This window comes from Belnapia sp. (genome assembly GCF_059504005.1).
Window position 1 is genome coordinate 42,147 of record NZ_JCACHU010000151.1, and the last position, 16,491, is coordinate 58,637.

General features: G+C 72.2%; 17 protein-coding genes. 3 read left to right on the forward strand and 14 right to left on the reverse strand.

The genetic code is table 11. From position 1 onward, the window contains the following. Window positions 1-44 precede the first annotated feature (44 nt). The 6 genes from AC5JJ1_RS22205 to AC5JJ1_RS22230 all read right to left on the reverse strand — a co-directional run bounded on the left by AC5JJ1_RS22205 (window position 45) and on the right by AC5JJ1_RS22230 (window position 5,369). The gene (locus AC5JJ1_RS22205; protein ID WP_495787290.1) at window positions 45-935 is read right to left on the reverse strand and encodes an NAD(P)H-hydrate dehydratase; all 891 of its coding nucleotides are present in this window, start codon (window positions 933-935) and stop codon (window positions 45-47) included. Continuing rightward, complete coding sequence (locus AC5JJ1_RS22210; protein ID WP_495787291.1) at window positions 932-1,669, reverse strand: histidine phosphatase family protein; 738 nt, start codon at window positions 1,667-1,669, stop codon at window positions 932-934. The genes AC5JJ1_RS22205 and AC5JJ1_RS22210 overlap by 4 nt, the downstream gene beginning before the upstream one ends. Before the next feature lie 66 nt (window positions 1,670-1,735). Further along, window positions 1,736-2,878, reverse strand: coding sequence for a DegT/DnrJ/EryC1/StrS family aminotransferase (locus tag AC5JJ1_RS22215; RefSeq protein WP_495787292.1), 1,143 nt, complete (start codon window positions 2,876-2,878; stop codon window positions 1,736-1,738). A 124-nt stretch (window positions 2,879-3,002) separates the two neighbouring features. Continuing rightward, window positions 3,003-4,004, reverse strand: coding sequence for an NAD-dependent epimerase/dehydratase family protein (locus AC5JJ1_RS22220; RefSeq protein WP_495787293.1), 1,002 nt, complete (start codon window positions 4,002-4,004; stop codon window positions 3,003-3,005). 59 nt (window positions 4,005-4,063) lie between these two features. Then, window positions 4,064-5,020, reverse strand: coding sequence for a potassium channel family protein (locus tag AC5JJ1_RS22225; RefSeq protein ID WP_495787294.1), 957 nt, complete (start codon window positions 5,018-5,020; stop codon window positions 4,064-4,066). Beyond that, window positions 5,013-5,369, reverse strand: coding sequence for a RidA family protein (locus AC5JJ1_RS22230; RefSeq protein ID WP_495787295.1), 357 nt, complete (start codon window positions 5,367-5,369; stop codon window positions 5,013-5,015). The genes AC5JJ1_RS22225 and AC5JJ1_RS22230 overlap by 8 nt, the downstream gene beginning before the upstream one ends. Before the next feature lie 184 nt (window positions 5,370-5,553). Here AC5JJ1_RS22230 and AC5JJ1_RS22235 point away from each other — a divergent pair, with 184 nt between their 5' ends. Then, window positions 5,554-6,486 carry a transglycosylase SLT domain-containing protein gene (locus tag AC5JJ1_RS22235; protein WP_495787296.1) on the forward strand — a complete coding sequence of 311 codons (933 nt, stop codon included), beginning with the start codon at window positions 5,554-5,556 and terminating at the stop codon, window positions 6,484-6,486. Window positions 6,487-6,570: 84 nt separating this feature from the next. Here AC5JJ1_RS22235 and AC5JJ1_RS22240 read toward each other — a convergent pair whose 3' ends face one another. The 5 genes from AC5JJ1_RS22240 to AC5JJ1_RS22260 all read right to left on the reverse strand — a co-directional run bounded on the left by AC5JJ1_RS22240 (window position 6,571) and on the right by AC5JJ1_RS22260 (window position 10,862). Continuing rightward, window positions 6,571-7,425 carry a metal ABC transporter permease gene (locus AC5JJ1_RS22240; RefSeq protein ID WP_495787325.1) on the reverse strand — a complete coding sequence of 285 codons (855 nt, stop codon included), beginning with the start codon at window positions 7,423-7,425 and terminating at the stop codon, window positions 6,571-6,573. After that, window positions 7,425-8,153 carry a metal ABC transporter ATP-binding protein gene (locus tag AC5JJ1_RS22245; protein ID WP_495787297.1) on the reverse strand — a complete coding sequence of 243 codons (729 nt, stop codon included), beginning with the start codon at window positions 8,151-8,153 and terminating at the stop codon, window positions 7,425-7,427. The genes AC5JJ1_RS22240 and AC5JJ1_RS22245 overlap by 1 nt, the downstream gene beginning before the upstream one ends. 254 nt (window positions 8,154-8,407) lie before the next feature. Further along, entirely contained in the window at window positions 8,408-8,944 is a 537-nt protein-coding gene (locus AC5JJ1_RS22250) for a ferritin-like domain-containing protein (RefSeq protein WP_495787298.1), read from the reverse strand. A 77-nt stretch (window positions 8,945-9,021) separates the two neighbouring features. Next, entirely contained in the window at window positions 9,022-9,900 is an 879-nt protein-coding gene (locus AC5JJ1_RS22255; RefSeq protein WP_495787299.1) for a DMT family transporter, read from the reverse strand. Further along, window positions 9,897-10,862, reverse strand: a complete 966-nt coding sequence (locus AC5JJ1_RS22260; RefSeq protein ID WP_495787300.1) for an aldo/keto reductase — start codon at window positions 10,860-10,862, stop codon at window positions 9,897-9,899. Before AC5JJ1_RS22260 ends, AC5JJ1_RS22255 begins: the two co-directional genes overlap by 4 nt. Window positions 10,863-10,917: 55 nt before the next feature. Here AC5JJ1_RS22260 and AC5JJ1_RS22265 point away from each other — a divergent pair, with 55 nt between their 5' ends. Then, window positions 10,918-12,573 (forward strand): NAD(P)/FAD-dependent oxidoreductase, encoded by a 1,656-nt coding sequence (locus AC5JJ1_RS22265; RefSeq protein ID WP_495787301.1) that lies wholly within the window; start codon window positions 10,918-10,920, stop codon window positions 12,571-12,573. A gap of 23 nt (window positions 12,574-12,596) precedes the next feature. On the opposite strand, the gene AC5JJ1_RS22270 is transcribed toward AC5JJ1_RS22265, so the two are convergent. The 3 genes from AC5JJ1_RS22270 to AC5JJ1_RS22280 form a co-directional block, all read right to left on the reverse strand. Then, window positions 12,597-12,938, reverse strand: a complete 342-nt coding sequence (locus AC5JJ1_RS22270) for a hypothetical protein (protein ID WP_495787302.1) — start codon at window positions 12,936-12,938, stop codon at window positions 12,597-12,599. Window positions 12,939-13,063: 125 nt separating this feature from the next. Beyond that, entirely contained in the window at window positions 13,064-13,330 is a 267-nt protein-coding gene (locus tag AC5JJ1_RS22275; RefSeq protein WP_495787303.1) for a hypothetical protein, read from the reverse strand. A 140-nt stretch (window positions 13,331-13,470) separates the two neighbouring features. Next, window positions 13,471-15,339 (reverse strand): ABCB family ABC transporter ATP-binding protein/permease, encoded by a 1,869-nt coding sequence (locus AC5JJ1_RS22280; RefSeq protein ID WP_495787304.1) that lies wholly within the window; start codon window positions 15,337-15,339, stop codon window positions 13,471-13,473. A gap of 107 nt (window positions 15,340-15,446) precedes the next feature. Here AC5JJ1_RS22280 and AC5JJ1_RS22285 point away from each other — a divergent pair, with 107 nt between their 5' ends. Further along, window positions 15,447-16,289, forward strand: coding sequence for an NUDIX hydrolase (locus AC5JJ1_RS22285; protein ID WP_495787305.1), 843 nt, complete (start codon window positions 15,447-15,449; stop codon window positions 16,287-16,289). Window positions 16,290-16,491: the final 202 nt, after the last annotated feature.

Genomic DNA, 16,491 nt, shown 5'->3' on the forward strand with positions numbered 1-16,491 from the left:
TGCACCTGCGAAGACGCGGATGGCCAGCCTTTCCCGGGGCCGCTTCAGCCGGCGAGGCTGCCCATGATGCCGGGCACCTCCTCCGGGATCTCGCGGGCAAGGTAGCCGAGCGGGCCGACGCGGCGGGCCAAGCGGTCGCCGGCCTCGGCATGGAGGAAGACGCCCCAGAGCGCGGCCTGCAGCGGCGGCGCGCCGCGGGCGACGAGGGCGGCGATGATCCCCGCCAGCGTGTCGCCCGACCCGGAGGTGGCGAGGCCGACATTGCCGCGGTCGCAGGACCAGGCCTCGCCCTGGGGCGAGGCGACGAAGGAGCGGCCGCCCTTCATGTCGACGACCGCGCCAAAGGTGGCGGCGGCGCGGCGGGCGGCGGCGAGCGGGTCCTCCGCCACCTCGGCGGCGGGGCAGCCGAGCAGGCCGGCCATCTCGCCGACATGCGGCGTCAGCACCAGGCGGCCGGCATGGCGGCGAAGCGCCTCGCGGCAGTCGGCAAGCGCCGCGAGCGCCCCGGCATCGAGCAGGAAGGCGGCCTCGCCCTCGGCGCGGGCCAGGACCTCGCGGGTGAGCGCGGCGAGGGCTGGCGGGTCCATCATGCCGGGGCCGAGCACCACGGCATCGGCGCCGGCGCAGCGGCGGGCGAGCATGGCTGCCTCCCTTGGGTCGATGCCGCCGGCCTCGGTTTCGGCGAGGGGAAAGACGCGGGCCTCGGGCATCGCCATGGCCAGGTGCGGTGCGGCGCCGGCCGGGGCGGCGACCTGCACCTTGCCGGCGCCCGCCCTGAGCGCCGCGACGCCGGTGAGGAGTGCCGCACCCGGGACCTCACGGCTGCCGGCGATGACGAGGACGCGGCCACGGCTGTTCTTGTCGGCGCCTTCCTGGTGGGTCGGCAGCGGCATGGTCCGCAGCAGCTCGGGCGTGAGCGAGGTCGGCGCGCTCATCGGGCGGCGCTCGCCGGGGCGTCCGGCTCGGCGGTGACGGGGGCGCCCTCCTCCAGCAGCGGGGCGAGGAAGTTGTAGCGCCGCAGGACGAGGCCCGAGCCCGGCTCATGGGCGTATTCCGTGACGCTGCAATTGCCCACGTCGCCCTCCCGGTCGATGGCGAGGATCTGCTCCTCCGTCATCCGCTCGATCAGGTAGCGGAGGCAGAGCACCACGACCTGGTGGGCGACGATCATCACCCGCTCGCCGGCATGGTGGAGGCTGATGGTGTCGAGCGCGCTGCGCAGGCGGAGGATGACGTCGCACCAGCTCTCGCCGCCGGGCGGGCGGTGGTAGAACTTGCCCAAGGAGCGGCGGAGCTCGGCCTGCGCCGGGTGCTCGGCGGCGATGCCGTAGCGGGTGAGGCGGTCGAGGATGCCGAATTCCTTCTCCCGCAACCGCTCGTCGAGGGTCAGCGCCGCGGGCGGGGTGCCCATCAGCTCGGCGGTCTGCCGGGCGCGGAGATAGGGCGAGGCGAGGACGACCTCGGGGCGCTCATCCTCCGGCTGCTCGGCGAACCAGCGGCCGAGGGCACGGGCCTGCTCCTCGCCGCGGGAGCTGAGGGGCACGTCCACGTCGCGGGCCAAGGTCTCGATGCGGTGGAGGCGGGCGGCCTGGGCGGCATCGCGCGCGACATTGCCGCGGCTCTCGCCGTGCCGGATGATCCAAAGTCGCTCGGGCCAGCGCTGCTGCATGGAACTCCCCCGCCGATGGCGAGGAGGCAACGCGGCAGGGCCCCCGGGTTTTCTGGCGGCCCGCTTTCAGCCCGCCAGGTTGTGCAGCGCCCAGCAAACCTGCCCGACCTGCTCGTCGGTCAGCTCGGGGTACATCGGCAGGCTCAGCACCTCCTGCGCGGCGCGGGCGGTCTCGGCGCAGCCGGCGGGGCCGAGGGGGATGCGCCCGGCATAGGCCGATTGCTGGTGCACTGGCACGGGGTAGTGGATGCCGGTGCCGACGCCGTCCCGGCGCAGCCGCGCCTGCACATCGGCCCGCGTCATGCCCCAGGCGCCGGTGCGGATGACGTATTGGTGGAAGACATGCTCGGCATCCGTCCGGCGCGCGGGCGGGGCGAAGGGGCTGCCGGCCAGCGCCGCGTCATAGGCGTCGGCGATCCAGCGGCGGCGCTCGTTGCCCCAGTCGAGCGCGGTCAGCTTCACCCGGAGGATAGCCGCCTGCACCTCGTCGAGCCGGCTGTTCACGCCGACCATCGAGGAGACGTAGCGCTCCTTCCAGCCATATTGCCGGATGGCGGCGATGCGGTCGGCCAGCTCGAAATCGTCCGTCGCCAGCACGCCGCCATCGCCGAGGGCGCCGAGATTCTTGGTGGGGTAGAGCGAGAAGGCGGCCGCGCGGCCGAGCGTGCCGAGCTTGCGGCCGCCGAGCGTCGCGCCGTGGCACTGGGCGCAATCCTCGATCAGCGCGACGCCGGCCGCCTGACAGGCCGCCAGCATCGGGTCGAGGTCGCAGGCCTGGCCGTAGATGTGGACGGCGATGGCGGCGCGGATCGGCGGCAGGCCGGGCGGCGGGTCCTCGAGGACGGCGGCGAGCTCGTCAGGATCCATAGTGTAGGTGTCGGGGTCGATGTCGAGCAGGAGCGGCACGGCGCCTGCCATCTCGATCGCCGCCACCGTCGCGACGGCGGTGTGGGAGACCGTGGCGACGGTCGAGCCCTCGCCGATCCCCATCCCGCGCAGGATCAGGGCCAGCGCATCCGTGCCGTTAGCGCAGCCGACCGCACGGGTGGTGCCGAGCCAGGCGGCGAATTCCTGCTCGAAGGCCTCGCCCTCCCGGCCGAGGATGTACCAGCCGGAACCGAGGGCCCGCGCCACCGCGGCATCGATCTCGGCCTGCTGGGCGCGGTAGCCCGCGCCGGGATCGGCCTGCGGGATGACGGTCATGCTCATCGGCGGTTCGTCCTTGGAGCCCTGGAGCATGATCCGCGATCACCGGATCGTCGACCATGCTCCAACCTATCGTTTTGCCGCATGATTCACGCCTCCAGCCGTTCCAGCCTTCGGCGATCACGCTCTAGATGTAGTCCGCCATGCGGGTGCGGTACCAGTCGAGGGAGCGCGCCAGCCCCTCGTCCAGCCCGACCAGGGGTTTCCAGCCGGTGGCGGCGCGGAAGGCATGGTCATCGGCGTGGTAGCTGCCGATGTCGATGGGGGCGCGGTCGGCAGGGAAGGATTTCACGGCGTAGTGACCCTCGCCCCCGTTGGCCGCGATCAGCCGGTCCGCCAGCTCGGTCAGGCTGGCAGGCGGCGAGCCGCCCAGGTTGAAGACCCGGCCCGCCACCTCCGGTTGCGGAGCATATTCCGCCGAGAGCAGGAAGGCGCCGACCACGTCGTCGACATAGGTGAGGTCGCGCAGCTGCTCGCCGCCCCAGACCTCGAAGGGCTCGCCCTTGAGCACCTGGCGGATCCAGATGCCGAGGAAAGTCTGCCGCGCGTCGCGGATGCGGAGGCGCGGGCCGTAGCAATTGGTCAGGCGGAGCGAGACGACGGGGCGGTGCAGCACGCGCTGCTCCAGCAGCCAGTACTGCTCGCCCGCCCATTTGGAGACGCCATTGGCATCCGGTGGGTTGACGGGGTGGAGCTCGTCGACCGGGAGCTGCATCGGGCGGCCGTAGAATTGCCGCGTCGAGGCGTGGACGACGGTGGCCTTGGGGGCGGCCTCACGCATCACCTGGATCAGGCGCACCTGGGCGACGGCGTTGATGGCGATGTCGGCCACCGGGTCCTTCTGCCCGCCCATATGGCTGGTCTGGGCCGCCATATTGAACAGCACGTCCACGTCCTGGCAGAGCGTGTGCAGCTCCACGTCGCGGATGTCGCCGCGCACGAGCAGCACGCCGGCGCCCTCGAGATTGGCCATGTTGGCGCCGCCGTCGGGGAACATGGCGTCGAGCGCCGTCACCCGCGCGCCGAGCGCGGCGAGGGCATGGCAGAGGGCGCTGCCGAGGAAGCCGGCCCCGCCGGTCACCAGCACGCGCTTGCCGCGCCAGAAGGCGGCCCGTTCGGCCTCGGTCATCGGTACAGGGTCCTTTCTCACTCCGGGCAGGTTCCACCCCGATTGCGGCGGAACCACGCCTAATCCCCGGCGACGGCGCGGCGCTTGGCGTCCTCGCGGGGCGGCGCCTCGGGCAGGCCGGCGCGGCTGCCGCGCATGATCTCGATGAAGCCGAAGAGCAGCAGGAGCTGCGCCAGCAGCATCTGGATGCTGGCCAGCAGCCGGATGCCGTCATCGGCCGGCAGGATATCGCCATAGCCGACCGTCGAGAGCGTCACCACGCTGAAATGCAGCGCATCGGAGAAATCCACCCGGATCGGCCCATGGGTGCTGGTGAAGAGCGGGCCGCCTGAGAACCCGTCCGCGATGCGGTAGAGGCAGCCGAAGACCACCGTCAGCAGCGCCCAGAGGCTGGAATAGGCGGCGATCGGCACGGCGAGGCGCGAGAGCCGCCGCGTCACCACGCGGAAGATCACGGCGATGTCGACCAGCAGCCGCACCACGTCGCCGACCGATATCACGCTGACGGCGGCGATGGCGCCCATGGCGGCGATCAGCGCCACGCCCTGGCCGGTCGTGGGCAGCCGGTTCACCGGGAACCCCAGGGAGACCACGCCGACCAGCCCGGTGATCGCCAGCCAGCGGGCGAAGCGGGGCAAATGGGCGAGGTCGGCGGCTTCCTCCTGCTCGGCCCAGGCGCTGAGGGTGCGGCGGCGCAGCCAGCAGGCGGCGACGAAGGCGGCGATGGGGAGGACGAAGCCGATGGCACGCGACCAGTCCGGCGCATCGGGGAAGCCGGCGCGGCCGAGCACGACAAAGAGGCAAGCATACATCGCCAGCCCGTTGGTGGTGCCGAGCGCGAATTGCGGCCCATGCGGGAAGAGCCGGTAAAGCGCGCCGATCGCCAGCGCCGAGGTACCGAGCAGGACCAGCGGGAAGGCGCCGCCGCGATCCGCCACGCCGCCGGCGACCAGCAGCATCAGCCCGAGCGAGAGGCCGATGGCGGCGAGGAAGGGGCGGCGGTGCCGGTCAGGCATCCGGGAGCGCGGCGATGCCCGTGACCTCGACGCGCCAGCGGGGATCGACCAGCGGGGCCTCGACGGTCATTCGGGCGGGCTTCGCGCCGGGGTCGAGCCAGCGGTCCCAGGCGCGGTTCATCGCCGGCGCGTCGCGGATGTCGGCCAGGACCACGGTGACGGTGAGAAGGCGGGACTTGTCGGTGCCGGCCTCGGCCAGCAGGGCGTCGATCTGGGCCAGGATGTCGGCGGTCTGGCCCTCGGCATCGAGCGACGCATCATCGGCGACCTGCCCGGCCAGATAGACCAGTGCGCCATGCACCACGGCGCCGGAAAGCCGTCCCTCCTCTGCCAGGCGCCGGATCGCCATGCGTGCCTCCCCTCCCCTGCGGCGTGAACCATAGGGGCGATGGCGGCGCGGTGGATACTCCCGATCGGCAGTGGCCTGCGGACCACAGTCGGCGGCGTCCCGCAGCGGCTTGGAACGAAACGGCGCCGGCAGCGTAAGGGGCGTTGACACCCACGTCGCTCCCACCCCCCGAGGGAGATCATCCTTGCCCGAGACCACCCCCCGTGCCGCCCCCCGCGGCACGCAGCACTCCCTTGCGCGCCGGCTGCGGCCGGCAATGGCCATCCTTGCCTGTGCCTTCGCGGCGAGCCTTGCCGCACCGGTGCCGGCCGCGGCGCGCCCAGACCGGCCGAGCGCGGCGCGCAGCCAGGCGAAGCCTGCTCCGCTGGTGCGGCCGGCCCCGAGGCGGCAGGCCGCCGCCCCGGCGCGGGCGCGCCCAAGGACGGTGGCGGCGGCGGCGCCTGTCGCCGTCGCGGCGCCGCCCACAGCGGATGGGGCGCCGAGCCCCGTGGTCGCCGCGGCGCTGGCGTCGGCCACGCGCAGCACGGGCGCCGACCCGGTGCTGCTGCGGGCGATCGCCTGGCAGGAAAGCCGCTTCAGCCATCGTGCCGGCAACCGGCAGAGCTCGGCGCGCGGGCTGATGCAGTTCACCGAGGCGACCTGGCTCGAGGTGGTGCGCGACTTCGGCGCGCGGCATGGGCTGGCGCGGCAGGCGGCGAGCCTGTCCACCGATGCGCGGACCGGCGCCATCACTAGCAAGCGCCCACGCGACCTGCGCTACATCCTCTCGTTGCGCTTCAACCCGCGGCTCTCGGCCATCATGGCGGCCGAGCGGCTGGCGGCCGAGCGGGCGGCGCTGGAGGCGGTGCTCGGCCGGCCGGCGGGGGCGACGGAGTTCTACCTGACGCATCTGCTCGGCCCGGCGGGGGCGCGGCGCTTCCTCGCCGAGTTGGACCGGGCGCCGGCGCGGCCGGCGGCGGAAGCCGTCGGCGCCGACAGCCTCGCCGCGAACCGGGGCGTCTTCTACGAGCGCGGGACCGGGCGGGCGCTGAGCCTCGCCGAGGTGCAGGCGGCGGTCGCGCGGATGCTGGCCCAGCAGCGGGCAGCGCCGGAGCCCATCAGGCTCGCCGCGCGGTAGATTCCTTGCATTTCCGAAACGCATCACGAAATTGTTAACTTCTCGTGAGCGGCCGATTACTCCGGCTGGGTGGTGACGCCCACCCTAGCCGGTGAGGTGCCGCCGCCGCAGCAGGCGGACGGCGAGGCCATCGACCGGCCCGGCCAGTACCGAGACCGCCCAGGCGAGGCCTGCGCAGAGCACCACCGCCGGGCCGGCCGGGACGTCGGCGTGATAGGAGAGCAGCAGCCCGGCGAGGCTCGCGGCCATGGCGATGCCGACCGAGGCATAGGTCATCCCGCCCAGCCGGCGCGACCAGTGCCGGGCGGCGATGGCGGGCAGCATCATCAGCCCGACCGCCATCAGCGTCCCGAGCGCCTGGAAGGCGGCGAGCAGGTTCAGCACGACGAGGCCGAGGAAGCCGAGATGCCAGAGGGCACCGCGGGCACCGACCGCCTGGGCGAAGCCGGGGTCGAAGCATTCCAGCACCAGCGGGCGCCAGGCGAGCGCCAGGGCGGCCAGCGTCAGCGTCGCCGCCCCCGCCATCAGCAGAAGCGCGCCGTCATCGACGCCGAGGACGCTGCCGAAGAGCAGGGTGGTGAGCTCGACCGCCCCACCGCGCATCGAGACCATGGCGACGCCGGCCGCCAGCGCGACCAGGTAGAGCGCGGCGAGCGAGGCATCCTCCCGCCCGCCGGTCGCACGGGAGAGGGCGCCGGCGCCGATCGCCACCACGAGCCCGGCGAGCAACCCACCCGCCGCCATGGCCGGCAGCGACAGGCCGGCGACGAGGAAGCCCGCGGCGACGCCGGGCAGGATGCCATGCGCCAGCACATCGGCGGTCAGGCTCATCCGCCGCAGCATCAGGAACAGGCCAAGCGGAGGCGCGGCGACCGAGAGCGCGAGGCACCCGACCAGGGCGCGGCGCAGGAAGCCGAACTCGAGGAAGGGCTGCAGGATCAGGCGGCGCAGGCCTCCGCCTGCCCGGCCCAGGCCTCGGCCATCATGCGGGCGCGGAGGCGGTTGGCGGCGGTCAGCACCTCGCCGGTCGGGCCCCAGCCGAGGCAGTCGCGGGCGAGCAGCAGCGTCTCCGGGAATTCGCGGCGGACGAGGTCGACGTCGTGCAGCACGGCGATCACCGTCCGGCCCTCGCCATGCCAGCGCCGCACCAGGGCCAGCAGCTCGGCGGCGGTGCGGGCGTCGAGGGCGTTGAAGGGCTCGTCGAGCAGGATCACCGGCGCGTCCTGCAGCAGCAGCCGGGCGAAGAGCACGCGCTGGAACTGGCCGGCGGAGAGGCTGCCGACGGGCCGGCGCTCGAAGCCCACGAGGCCGACCGCGGCGAGCGCCGCCTCGGCCCGGACGCGGCCGGCGCGGGGGATGGCGCGAAAGGCGCCGGTTTCGGCCCAGAGGCCGAGCAGCACCGCATCGAGGCAGGTGAGCGGGAAGCTGCGGTCGAGGCTCGATTGCTGCGGCAGCAGCGCGACCTGGCCGGCGGCGCCCTCGATCCGCCCGCCATCCGGGCGGTGCAACCCGGCGATGGCGCGCAGCAGGGTCGTCTTGCCGGCACCGTTGGGGCCGACCACGGCGGTGAGGCTGCCGGGAGCGAAGCGGCCGGAAAGATGATGCACCGCCGGCCGGCGCTGGTGGCTGACTGTGAGGTCGGCGATACGGATCTCGGCCGGGCTCATGCCGCCATGGCCCAGGCGACAGCGAGCCAGAGCCCCGTCGCGACCACCGCCGCCAGCGCGAGGCGGGCGGCGGCGCCGGAAGACAGGTCGAGGGGGTCAGGCCAGGGCATGATGTTATGAGATAACATCACCCCCCCCGGGTTGCTACCCCCTCCCCCGGAACCTTCCGCGGCTCCGCCGCGGAAGGATGCCGAAGCCGCGGGCGCGGGCGACGACCGGCCCCCCGCGGCGACGCGCAGCGACGTCGTGGGGAGTTAGGAGGCCTTGCGCTTCGAGCCGCCCTTGGCGTCGTTCGCCGCCTCGCCGCCCATGATCTGGCCCATGAGGACCGACTGGGTCAGCTCGGTCAGCTTCAGATCGGTCTGCCGCTCCTCCTCGAGGATCTCGCCGAGGATCTGGCCGACCTTCTGCTCGCCGAGCGCCTTCGCCAGCGACGCCGTGGTGCCGTAGGAGGCGATCTCATAGTGCTCGATCTTTTGCACGGCGGCGACGACGACGATGTCGAGCACGGGGCCCTTCTCGTATTCCTCGACCTCGTGCTGCGCCTCCTCGATCAGGCCGCGCATCGCCTCGCAGACCTTGCGGCCGGGGCGGGCGCCCATCTCCTCGAGCGCCTGCTCGACGCGCTCGACCTGGGTCTGCGTCTGCTCGACATGCATGGTCAGCAGCTCGCGCAGCTCCGGCGCGGAAACCTTGCGGATGACGCGCTGCATGTTGCGGGTGCCCTGCTTCTCGGCGCTGTAGATGTCCTTCAGCTGCGCGACCAGCATCTCGCGGATTTCATTATTCATCCGGCTTCTCCGTGTTTGGCGTGGATGCGGAGGGAAAGGCTGGCGGAGGTCGAAGTTGCCTGCGTCGCGGTAACGTCTCATCCCCTTGAAGCGAGGGCGACGCCGCCGAGCGTGAGCGCCAGCGCGGCGAGCTGCCGGGCGCCGAGCGGCTCGCCCAGCAGGGCCGCGCTGCCGAGCACGCCGATGATCGGCACCAGCAGCGAGCCGATGGCCGCCGTCCCCGCCGGCAGCCGCTTCAGCGCGCGGAACCAGGCGAGATAGGCGAGGCACTGGCCGAGGATGGAGGCATAGGCGAGGCAGGCCCAGCCGAGCGGGCGCACCTCGGCCGGATGCGCCTGCTCGAAGGCGAGCGCGACCACGACGACCGGCAGCGCGCCGATACCGAGCTGCCAGGCGACGAGCGGCACCGGCGCCATCGCCACGGGGAAGCGCTTGGTCCAGATGGTGCCGCAGGCGAAGAGCAGCGCCGTCGTGAGGATGGCGAGCACGCCGGGCAGCTTCCCCGCCGCCAGCCCGGCGCCGAGGTCGAGGCGCCCCGCCATCAGCAGCGTCACGCCGGCGAGGCCGAGGGCAAGGCCCGCGAGGCGGCGCCAGCCGGGCCGCTCGCCGAGGAAGGGCCAGGCGAGGATCGTCGCCCAGACCGGCATGGTATAGGCGATGATCGCCGCCTCCGAGGCGTCCAACCAGAGGATCGCCAGGGGCGCGAAGAAGAGCCAGGAGGTGACGTTCAGCAGCGCCGCCACGGCCAGCCGCCCCCATTGGTCGGGGCGGGGCAGCAGCGCCTCGCGCTGGAGCAGGGCGATCAGCGAAAGCAGCAGGACGGAGCCGCTGGCAGCCAGCACCCGGAAGGTGAAGGGCGGCCAGTCCTGCATCAGCAGCTTCATGACCGGCCAGTTCATCCCCCAGGCCGTCGCCGTCACGCCGAGATAGCCGAAGCCGGCGAGGCGGGGGCTCACGCCAGGAGGGCCGCGACGCGCTCCAGCACCGGGGGCGGCAGCGGCCCCCGCTCGGCGGCGGCGATGGCCTGCTCGAGCTGCTCCAGCGAGGCGGTGCCGACCAGCGCCGTGCCCATCTCCGGCGGGGTGATGGCGAAGCGGATGGCGAGCTCGGCAAGGGAGGCGGCATGCCCCTCCTCCACCAGCGGCCGGAGGCGGCGGGCATGGGCGAGGTCGGTCGCATAATCCTCGGCCGAGGCGATCGGCGCGACCTCGGGCATGGCGATGGGGTGGCGGCCCGCCTCGCCGGAGAGGGCGCCAGCGGCGAGGATGCGGATGCCGATCAGCCCGACGCCCTGAGCGGCCGCGACCTGGCCGAGCCGGCGGAAATCCTGCCCCGGCAGGCCCGGCGGGAGCGGCGCGAGCCAGGAGGGGTTGAGGGCGTTGAAGGGAATCTGGGCTGTATCGACCAGCCCGGCCTCGAGGAACTGGCGCAGCGCCGGCTCGGAGCCGAGGGCGGTGATGCCGAGGAAGCGGCACTTCCCCTGGTCGCGCAGGCGGTGGAGGGTCGGCAGCGCCTCGCCGAGGATCTCGGTGAGGGTATAGCCCTCCGCCACCCCGACCGGGTCATGGAGTTGCAGCAGGTCGACGCTGTCGCGGCCAAGGCGGCGCAGGCTTTCCTCCAGCGAGGCGGCGAGCGCCGCCGGGATGTCGCGCGGCGCGGCCTTGGGCAGGCGGAATTTGGTGCCGATCAGCGGCCGGGCCCCGAGCGCCTTCAGCGCCCGGCCGAGATTCTCCTCCGAGGCGCCATTGCCATAGGCGGGCGCGGTATCGACATAGGTGATGCCGGCCAGGAAGGCGCGGGCGAGCGAGCGCTCCTGCTCGGCGGCGCTGCCGCGGACCAACAGCCCGCCGACCGCGCCGGCGCCATAGCCCAGCACCGAGACCCTCAGCCCGGTTCGCCCCAGGACCCGCTGTTCCATGATGACCCTCTCCCCGCTAAGGGGACATTAAACGCCGCACCTCGCCTGGAAACCCATGCTTCGCCTGACCGAATTGCGCCTGCCGCTGGGCCATGAGCCCGAGCTCCTGCGGGCGGCCATCCTCGCCCGGCTCGGCCTCGCCGAGGAGGAGCTGCTCGACGTCCAGGTCTTCCGCCGCGGGCATGACGCGCGGAAGCCGCGGGCCATCATGTGGGTCTATACCCTCGACCTCACGCTGCGCGACGAGCCAGGGGTGCTGGCGCGGCATGCGGGCGATGCGCATCTCCGCCCGGCGCCGGAGACGCGCTATCGCTTCGTCGCCCGCGCGGCGGAGGGGGCGATGCGGCCGGTCGTCATCGGCACCGGGCCCTGCGGGCTCCTGGCGGCGCTGGTGCTGGCGCAGATGGGCTTCCGCCCGATCATCCTCGAGCGCGGCAAGCTCGTCCGTGAGAGAACCAAGGATACCTGGGGCCTCTGGCGCCGCGGCGTGCTGGTGCCGGAAAGCAACGTGCAGTTCGGCGAGGGCGGCGCCGGCACCTTTTCCGACGGCAAGCTCTACAGCCAGATCAAGGACCCGCGGCATTACGGGCGGAAGGTGCTGACCGAGTTCGTCAAGGCCGGGGCGCCGGAGGAGATCCTCTACGTCTCCCGCCCGCATATCGGCACCTTCCGCCTGGTCTCGATGGTGGAGAGCATTCGCGCCGAGATCGAGCGGCTGGGCGGCGAGTACCGCTTCGGCTGCAAGGTGACGGGGTTGCGGCTCGGCGCCGGGCGGCAGGTCGAGGGCGTGGTGCTCGAGGGCGGCGAGGCAATCGCGGCGAAATCCGTGGTGCTCGCCATCGGCCACAGCGCGCGCGACAGCTTCGTCATGCTGCGCGACGCCGGCGTTCATCTGGAGCCGAAGCCCTTCAGCATCGGCGTCCGCATCGAGCATCCGCAGGGGATGATCGACCGGCTGCGCTGGGGGCCGAATGCCGGCAACCCGCTGCTCGGCGCGGCGGACTACAAGCTGGTGCACCATGCGAGGAACGGGCGCAGCGTCTACAGCTTCTGCATGTGCCCAGGGGGGACGGTGGTGGCGGCGACGAGCGAGCCGGGCCGCGTCGTCACCAACGGGATGAGCCAGTATTCCCGCGCCGAGCGGAATGCGAATGCCGGCATCGTCGTCGGCATCTCGCCGGCCGACTATCCGGACGACGTGCTGGCGGGCGTCGACTTCCAGCGGCGGCTGGAGAGCGCGGCCTTCCTTGCCGCCGGCGGCGACTACCGGGCGCCGGGGCAGCTGGTCGGCGACTTCCTGGCGGGCCGCCCCTCCACCGCGCTCGGCGATGTGCTGCCGAGCTACAAGCCGGGCGTCACGCCGACCGACCTCGCCCGCTGCCTGCCCGACTTCGCCATCGCCGCGATGCGCGAGGCGTTGCTTGCCTTCGACCGGCAGATGCCGGGCTTCGCGCGGCCGGATGCGGTGATGACGGGCGTCGAGACGCGGACCAGCAGCCCGATCCGCATCCGCCGCGGCTGGGACTTCCAGAGCCTCAACACGCCGGGCCTCTTCCCGGCCGGCGAGGGCGCGGGCTATGCGGGCGGCATCCTCAGCGCCGGCGTCGACGGCATCCGCGTCGCGGAGGCGCTGGCGCTGCTGGCGACCGGGCAGGAAGTGCCGCGGGAGATGAGCCGCGGGGTGGAGGCCTCGGAGACGACCTATGGCTGAGGCCGCCTCCATCCCCTGCTGAGTTACTCCGCGAGCAGGCTGCCGCGGCCGACGACGATGCGGCCGACCTGGCAGATATCAACGCTGCGGATCTCCGCCTCGCGCCCGCCGCTCCAGACCACGCGGAAGTCGTAGTTGCCGCCACGGCCGGGGCGGAAGCTCGCCTTGCGGCCCGGTGTCAGCACATTCTCGCCGAGGCGGTCGCGGCCCCAATTGCTGTCGCTCGTCGGGCCGAAATACAGCTCGTCCACCTGCACGCCGGAGTTGTTCACCACCTCGATCGAGGTATCGCAGCCTTGAGCGGAGGCTTGGCCAGCGGCAAGGGTGCCGAACAACGCGAGGGACAGGGCAAGGCGGCGGAACATGGCATTCTCCGTGCAACGGGCGGCAGCTTGGTGACTCGCGCCACGGCCCCACGCAGGAGTAGAACTATTTCGTTAGAAAAACACCAAGATTACGACACTCCATTCGGCGCATCGACGCCGCAGCATCAGGGATGGGCATCGCCGCCCGGCAGCTGGTCGCGCATCTCCCGCAGCTCGCCGCTCTCCACGCTCGCCAGCGCATTGCGGAGCACGCCCGCGATGGACCGGTCGTCCATCGTCCGCGCCAGCAGGCCCAGCGCGCCGCCGAGCAAGGCGGATGCGACCGAGACCGGGGCGATGTTCTGCTCGATCATGTACTCGATCGCCTTGTCTACCACCGAGCCGGCGTGGCTGAGGTCGTCGGGGGCCACGCCCTGGGGGTCCAATTGCATGCCATAAGCTCCTTGTCGGTGCGGCAGATGGGGTTTCCGTGGCCCGCCGAAAACCCCTGGCCTGCTTCCTGCCGATGCAGGCCAGGCTTCATGGGAACGGCGATTCACGCCCTGGGTGGAAGCACCCTGGGGCATTGCGGCTAACCGGCCGTGGCCTCGCCCAGCCGGATGCGGGGCTGGTCGAGATCCGCGGCGCGCTGAGCCGCCGCCGCCGCCTCGGCCATGGCGACCGCCTCCGACTGGCGCCGCCACATCTCGGCATAAAGGCCGTCGCGGGCGGTGAGCTCGCCGTGGTTGCCGCGCTCCACGATGCGGCCGTCCTGGAGGACGATGATCTCGTCCGCCTCCACCACCGTCGACAGGCGGTGGGCGATGACGAGGGTGGTTCGGTCGGCCGAGATCTCGCGCAGCGCGGCCTGGATATCCTGCTCGGTGCGGGTGTCGAGGGCGCTGGTCGCCTCGTCGAGGACGAGGATGCGCGGGTTCTTCAGGATGGTCCGCGCGATGGCGACGCGCTGCTTCTCGCCGCCCGAAAGCTTGAGGCCGCGCTCGCCGACCATGGTGCGGTAGCCCTCCGGCAGGCGCTCGACGAAGTCGTGCACCTGGGCGAGCTTCGCGGCGCGGATGATCTCCTCCTCGGTCGCCTCCGGGCGGCCATAGGCGATGTTGTAGCGGATGGTGTCGTTGAACAGCACCGTATCCTGCGGCACCACGCCGATGGCGGCGCGGAGCGAGGACTGGGTCACCTCCTCGATCGGCTGGCCGTCGAGCAGGATGCGGCCGCCCGTCGCGTCGTAGAAGCGGAAGAGCAGGCGCGAGATGGTGGACTTGCCGGCGCCCGTCGGGCCGACGATCGCCAGCGTCTTGCCGGGCGGGACATGGAAGGACACGCCCTTCAGGATGACGCGGTCCGGCCGGTAGCCGAAGCGCACATCCTCGAAGGTCAGCTCGCCGGGGCCGGCCGCCAGCGGGCGGGCATCGGGCGCATCGGCCACCTCGCGCTCCTCCCGCAGCAGGCGGAACATCGCCTCCATGTCGGTGAGGGACTGCTTCATCTCGCGGTAGACGAAGCCGAGGAAGTTGAGCGGCAGGTAGAGCTGGATGAGATAGGTGTTCACCAGCACGAAGTCACCGACCGACATCTGGCCGGAGGCGACGCCGCGGGCGGCCATCAACATCACCAGCGTCAGGCCGACGGCGATGATCGCCGCCTGGCCGCCGTTCAGCATGCTGAGCGTGACTTCGGAGCGGGTATAGGCCCGCTCGTAGCGCGCGAGCGAGTTGTCGTAGCGCCGCTCCTCATGCGCCTCGTTGTTGAAGTACTTCACCGTCTCGTAGTTCAACAGGCTGTCGATGGCCTTGGTGTTGGCGTCCTGGTCCATCGCGTTCATTTCGCGGCGGAAGCGAAGGCGCCAGTCGGTGAACATCAGGGTGAAGGCGATGTAGACGCCGATGGTGCCGAAGGTGACCGCGGCATAGGAGAAGTCGAACATCCCCCAGAGAATCACCGTCACCAGCCCGATCTCGAGGAAGGTCGGGATGATGTTGAACAGCATGAAGTCGAGCACGAAGGTGATGCCGCGCGAGCCGCGCTCGATCACGCGGGAGAGGCCGCCGGTCTGCCGGTCCATGTGGAAGCGCATCGACAGCGCATGCAGGTGTTGGAAGACCTGCAGCGCGATGCGCCGCGAGGCACGCGCCTGCACCTTCACGAAGACGGCATCGCGCAGCTCGGCGAAGCCGGCGCTCGCCGCGCGCAACAGGCCGTAGCCGATCACCATGGCGATGGGGATGGTGGCGATGCCGCCGGCCTTCGGACCCAGAGCATCGACGGCGCGGGCATAGACGATGGGGACCAGCACATTGGCGCCCTTCGCCACCACCAGCAGCGCCAGGGCGATGACCACCCGGGCGCGCAGGCCAGGCTCGCCCTTCGGCCAGAGCCAGGGGGCGAGGGTAAGCAGCGTGCGGAGATGGCTGCGTTCGGCGGTGGCGGCGGATTGGCTCATGGCTCCGGGACATAGGCCCGAACGGCGCGCCGGCAAACGGGCCATATGGCCGGGCCGTATGGCCGGAAGGGCGCGCAGGGCGGTAAAGCTGGGGGATGAGTCCCTTCATGCGCCACATTGAGGCTTGCAACGACCTGCCCTCCCCGGCCGGTTTCATCCCCTTCCGCATCGCCGGGGTGCAGGTGGGCTGGCTCGGGCCCGAGCTGGCGCGGGCGCTGACCTTCTTCCCGCACGACTTCCATTTCGATGCGGAGGGCGTGGCGCTGGCCTCCCGGCTGCGCGGCCCGGCGGCGCGGGCGGAGGCGCTGGCGGCGGTCGCCCGGTCGCTCGCCGGGCGGGGCTTCTTCACCCTGCGGGATGAGGCCTTCGACGTCCGGGCGGAGCCGGAGGGGCCGGTGCTGGCGCAGCTCGACCGCGGCGCCATCCCCTCCTTCGGGGTGAGGGCAGCGGGGGTGCATCTCAACGGGCTGGTGCGGCGGGCGGACGGGCTGCAGGTCTGGGTGGGCGTCCGCTCTCGGAGCAAGCCGGTGGCGCCGGGGCAGCTCGACCATCTGGTGGCGGGCGGCATTCCGGCCGGGCTCGATGCGATGCAATGCCTGGTGAAGGAGGCGGCGGAGGAGGCCTCGATCCCGCCGGAGCTGGCCGGGCGGGCGCGGCAGGTGGCGCGGCTGTCCTATGTCATGCGGCATGGCGACGGGATGCGGCGGGACATCCTGCATGCCTTCGACCTCGTGCTGCCGGAAGATTTCACCCCGGTGCCGGCGGATGGGGAGGTGGAGCGGTTCGAGCTCTGGCCGCTGCGCCGCCTCTACGAGGCGGTGCGGGACACCGACGAGGTCAAGTTCAACGTGAACCTGGTGCTGATCGACCTGTTCCTGCGCGAGGGCGTGATCGACCCGGCGGGCGCGGAAGGCCGGGCGTTGCGGCGCGGCCTCGAGCAGGGCGCATGACTGGACGGAAGACGATGTTGGCGGGCAGCCCCTCGGCCCCGCCGATCCGGAGCCTGCGGGAGTCCAGGCGCGGGCAGCGCGGCTGATGCGGCGCTTCAGGGCCGAGGGCGATACGGCGGCGCTGCGCGAGCTGGGTGATGGCTTCGGCTGCGGCAGCGAGATCCGGCCGGGCTTCGCCTGCGATCAAGGAGCGAGTATCCGC

Excerpts from the sequence above, each read along its gene's own strand:
- AC5JJ1_RS22250 (WP_495787298.1), bottom strand. The coding sequence starts at position 8,944 with ATGAATAATGAAATCCGCGAGATGCTGGTCGCGCAGCTGAAGGACATC.
- AC5JJ1_RS22245 (WP_495787297.1), bottom strand. The coding sequence starts at position 8,153 with ATGAGCCCGGCCGAGATCCGTATCGCCGACCTCACAGTCAGCCACCAG.
- AC5JJ1_RS22210 (WP_495787291.1), bottom strand. The coding sequence starts at position 1,669 with ATGCAGCAGCGCTGGCCCGAGCGACTTTGGATCATCCGGCACGGCGAG.
- AC5JJ1_RS22270 (WP_495787302.1), bottom strand. The coding sequence starts at position 12,938 with ATGTTCCGCCGCCTTGCCCTGTCCCTCGCGTTGTTCGGCACCCTTGCC.
- AC5JJ1_RS22220 (WP_495787293.1), bottom strand. The coding sequence starts at position 4,004 with ATGACCGAGGCCGAACGGGCCGCCTTCTGGCGCGGCAAGCGCGTGCTG.
- AC5JJ1_RS22280 (WP_495787304.1), bottom strand. The coding sequence starts at position 15,339 with ATGAGCCAATCCGCCGCCACCGCCGAACGCAGCCATCTCCGCACGCTG.
- AC5JJ1_RS22225 (WP_495787294.1), bottom strand. The coding sequence starts at position 5,020 with ATGCCTGACCGGCACCGCCGCCCCTTCCTCGCCGCCATCGGCCTCTCG.
- AC5JJ1_RS22260 (WP_495787300.1), bottom strand. The coding sequence starts at position 10,862 with ATGGAACAGCGGGTCCTGGGGCGAACCGGGCTGAGGGTCTCGGTGCTG.
- AC5JJ1_RS22275 (WP_495787303.1), bottom strand. The coding sequence starts at position 13,330 with ATGCAATTGGACCCCCAGGGCGTGGCCCCCGACGACCTCAGCCACGCC.
- AC5JJ1_RS22285 (WP_495787305.1), top strand. The coding sequence starts at position 15,447 with ATGCGCCACATTGAGGCTTGCAACGACCTGCCCTCCCCGGCCGGTTTC.
- AC5JJ1_RS22265 (WP_495787301.1), top strand. The coding sequence starts at position 10,918 with ATGCTTCGCCTGACCGAATTGCGCCTGCCGCTGGGCCATGAGCCCGAG.
- AC5JJ1_RS22230 (WP_495787295.1), bottom strand. The coding sequence starts at position 5,369 with ATGGCGATCCGGCGCCTGGCAGAGGAGGGACGGCTTTCCGGCGCCGTG.
- AC5JJ1_RS22215 (WP_495787292.1), bottom strand. The coding sequence starts at position 2,878 with ATGAGCATGACCGTCATCCCGCAGGCCGATCCCGGCGCGGGCTACCGC.
- AC5JJ1_RS22205 (WP_495787290.1), bottom strand. The coding sequence starts at position 935 with ATGAGCGCGCCGACCTCGCTCACGCCCGAGCTGCTGCGGACCATGCCG.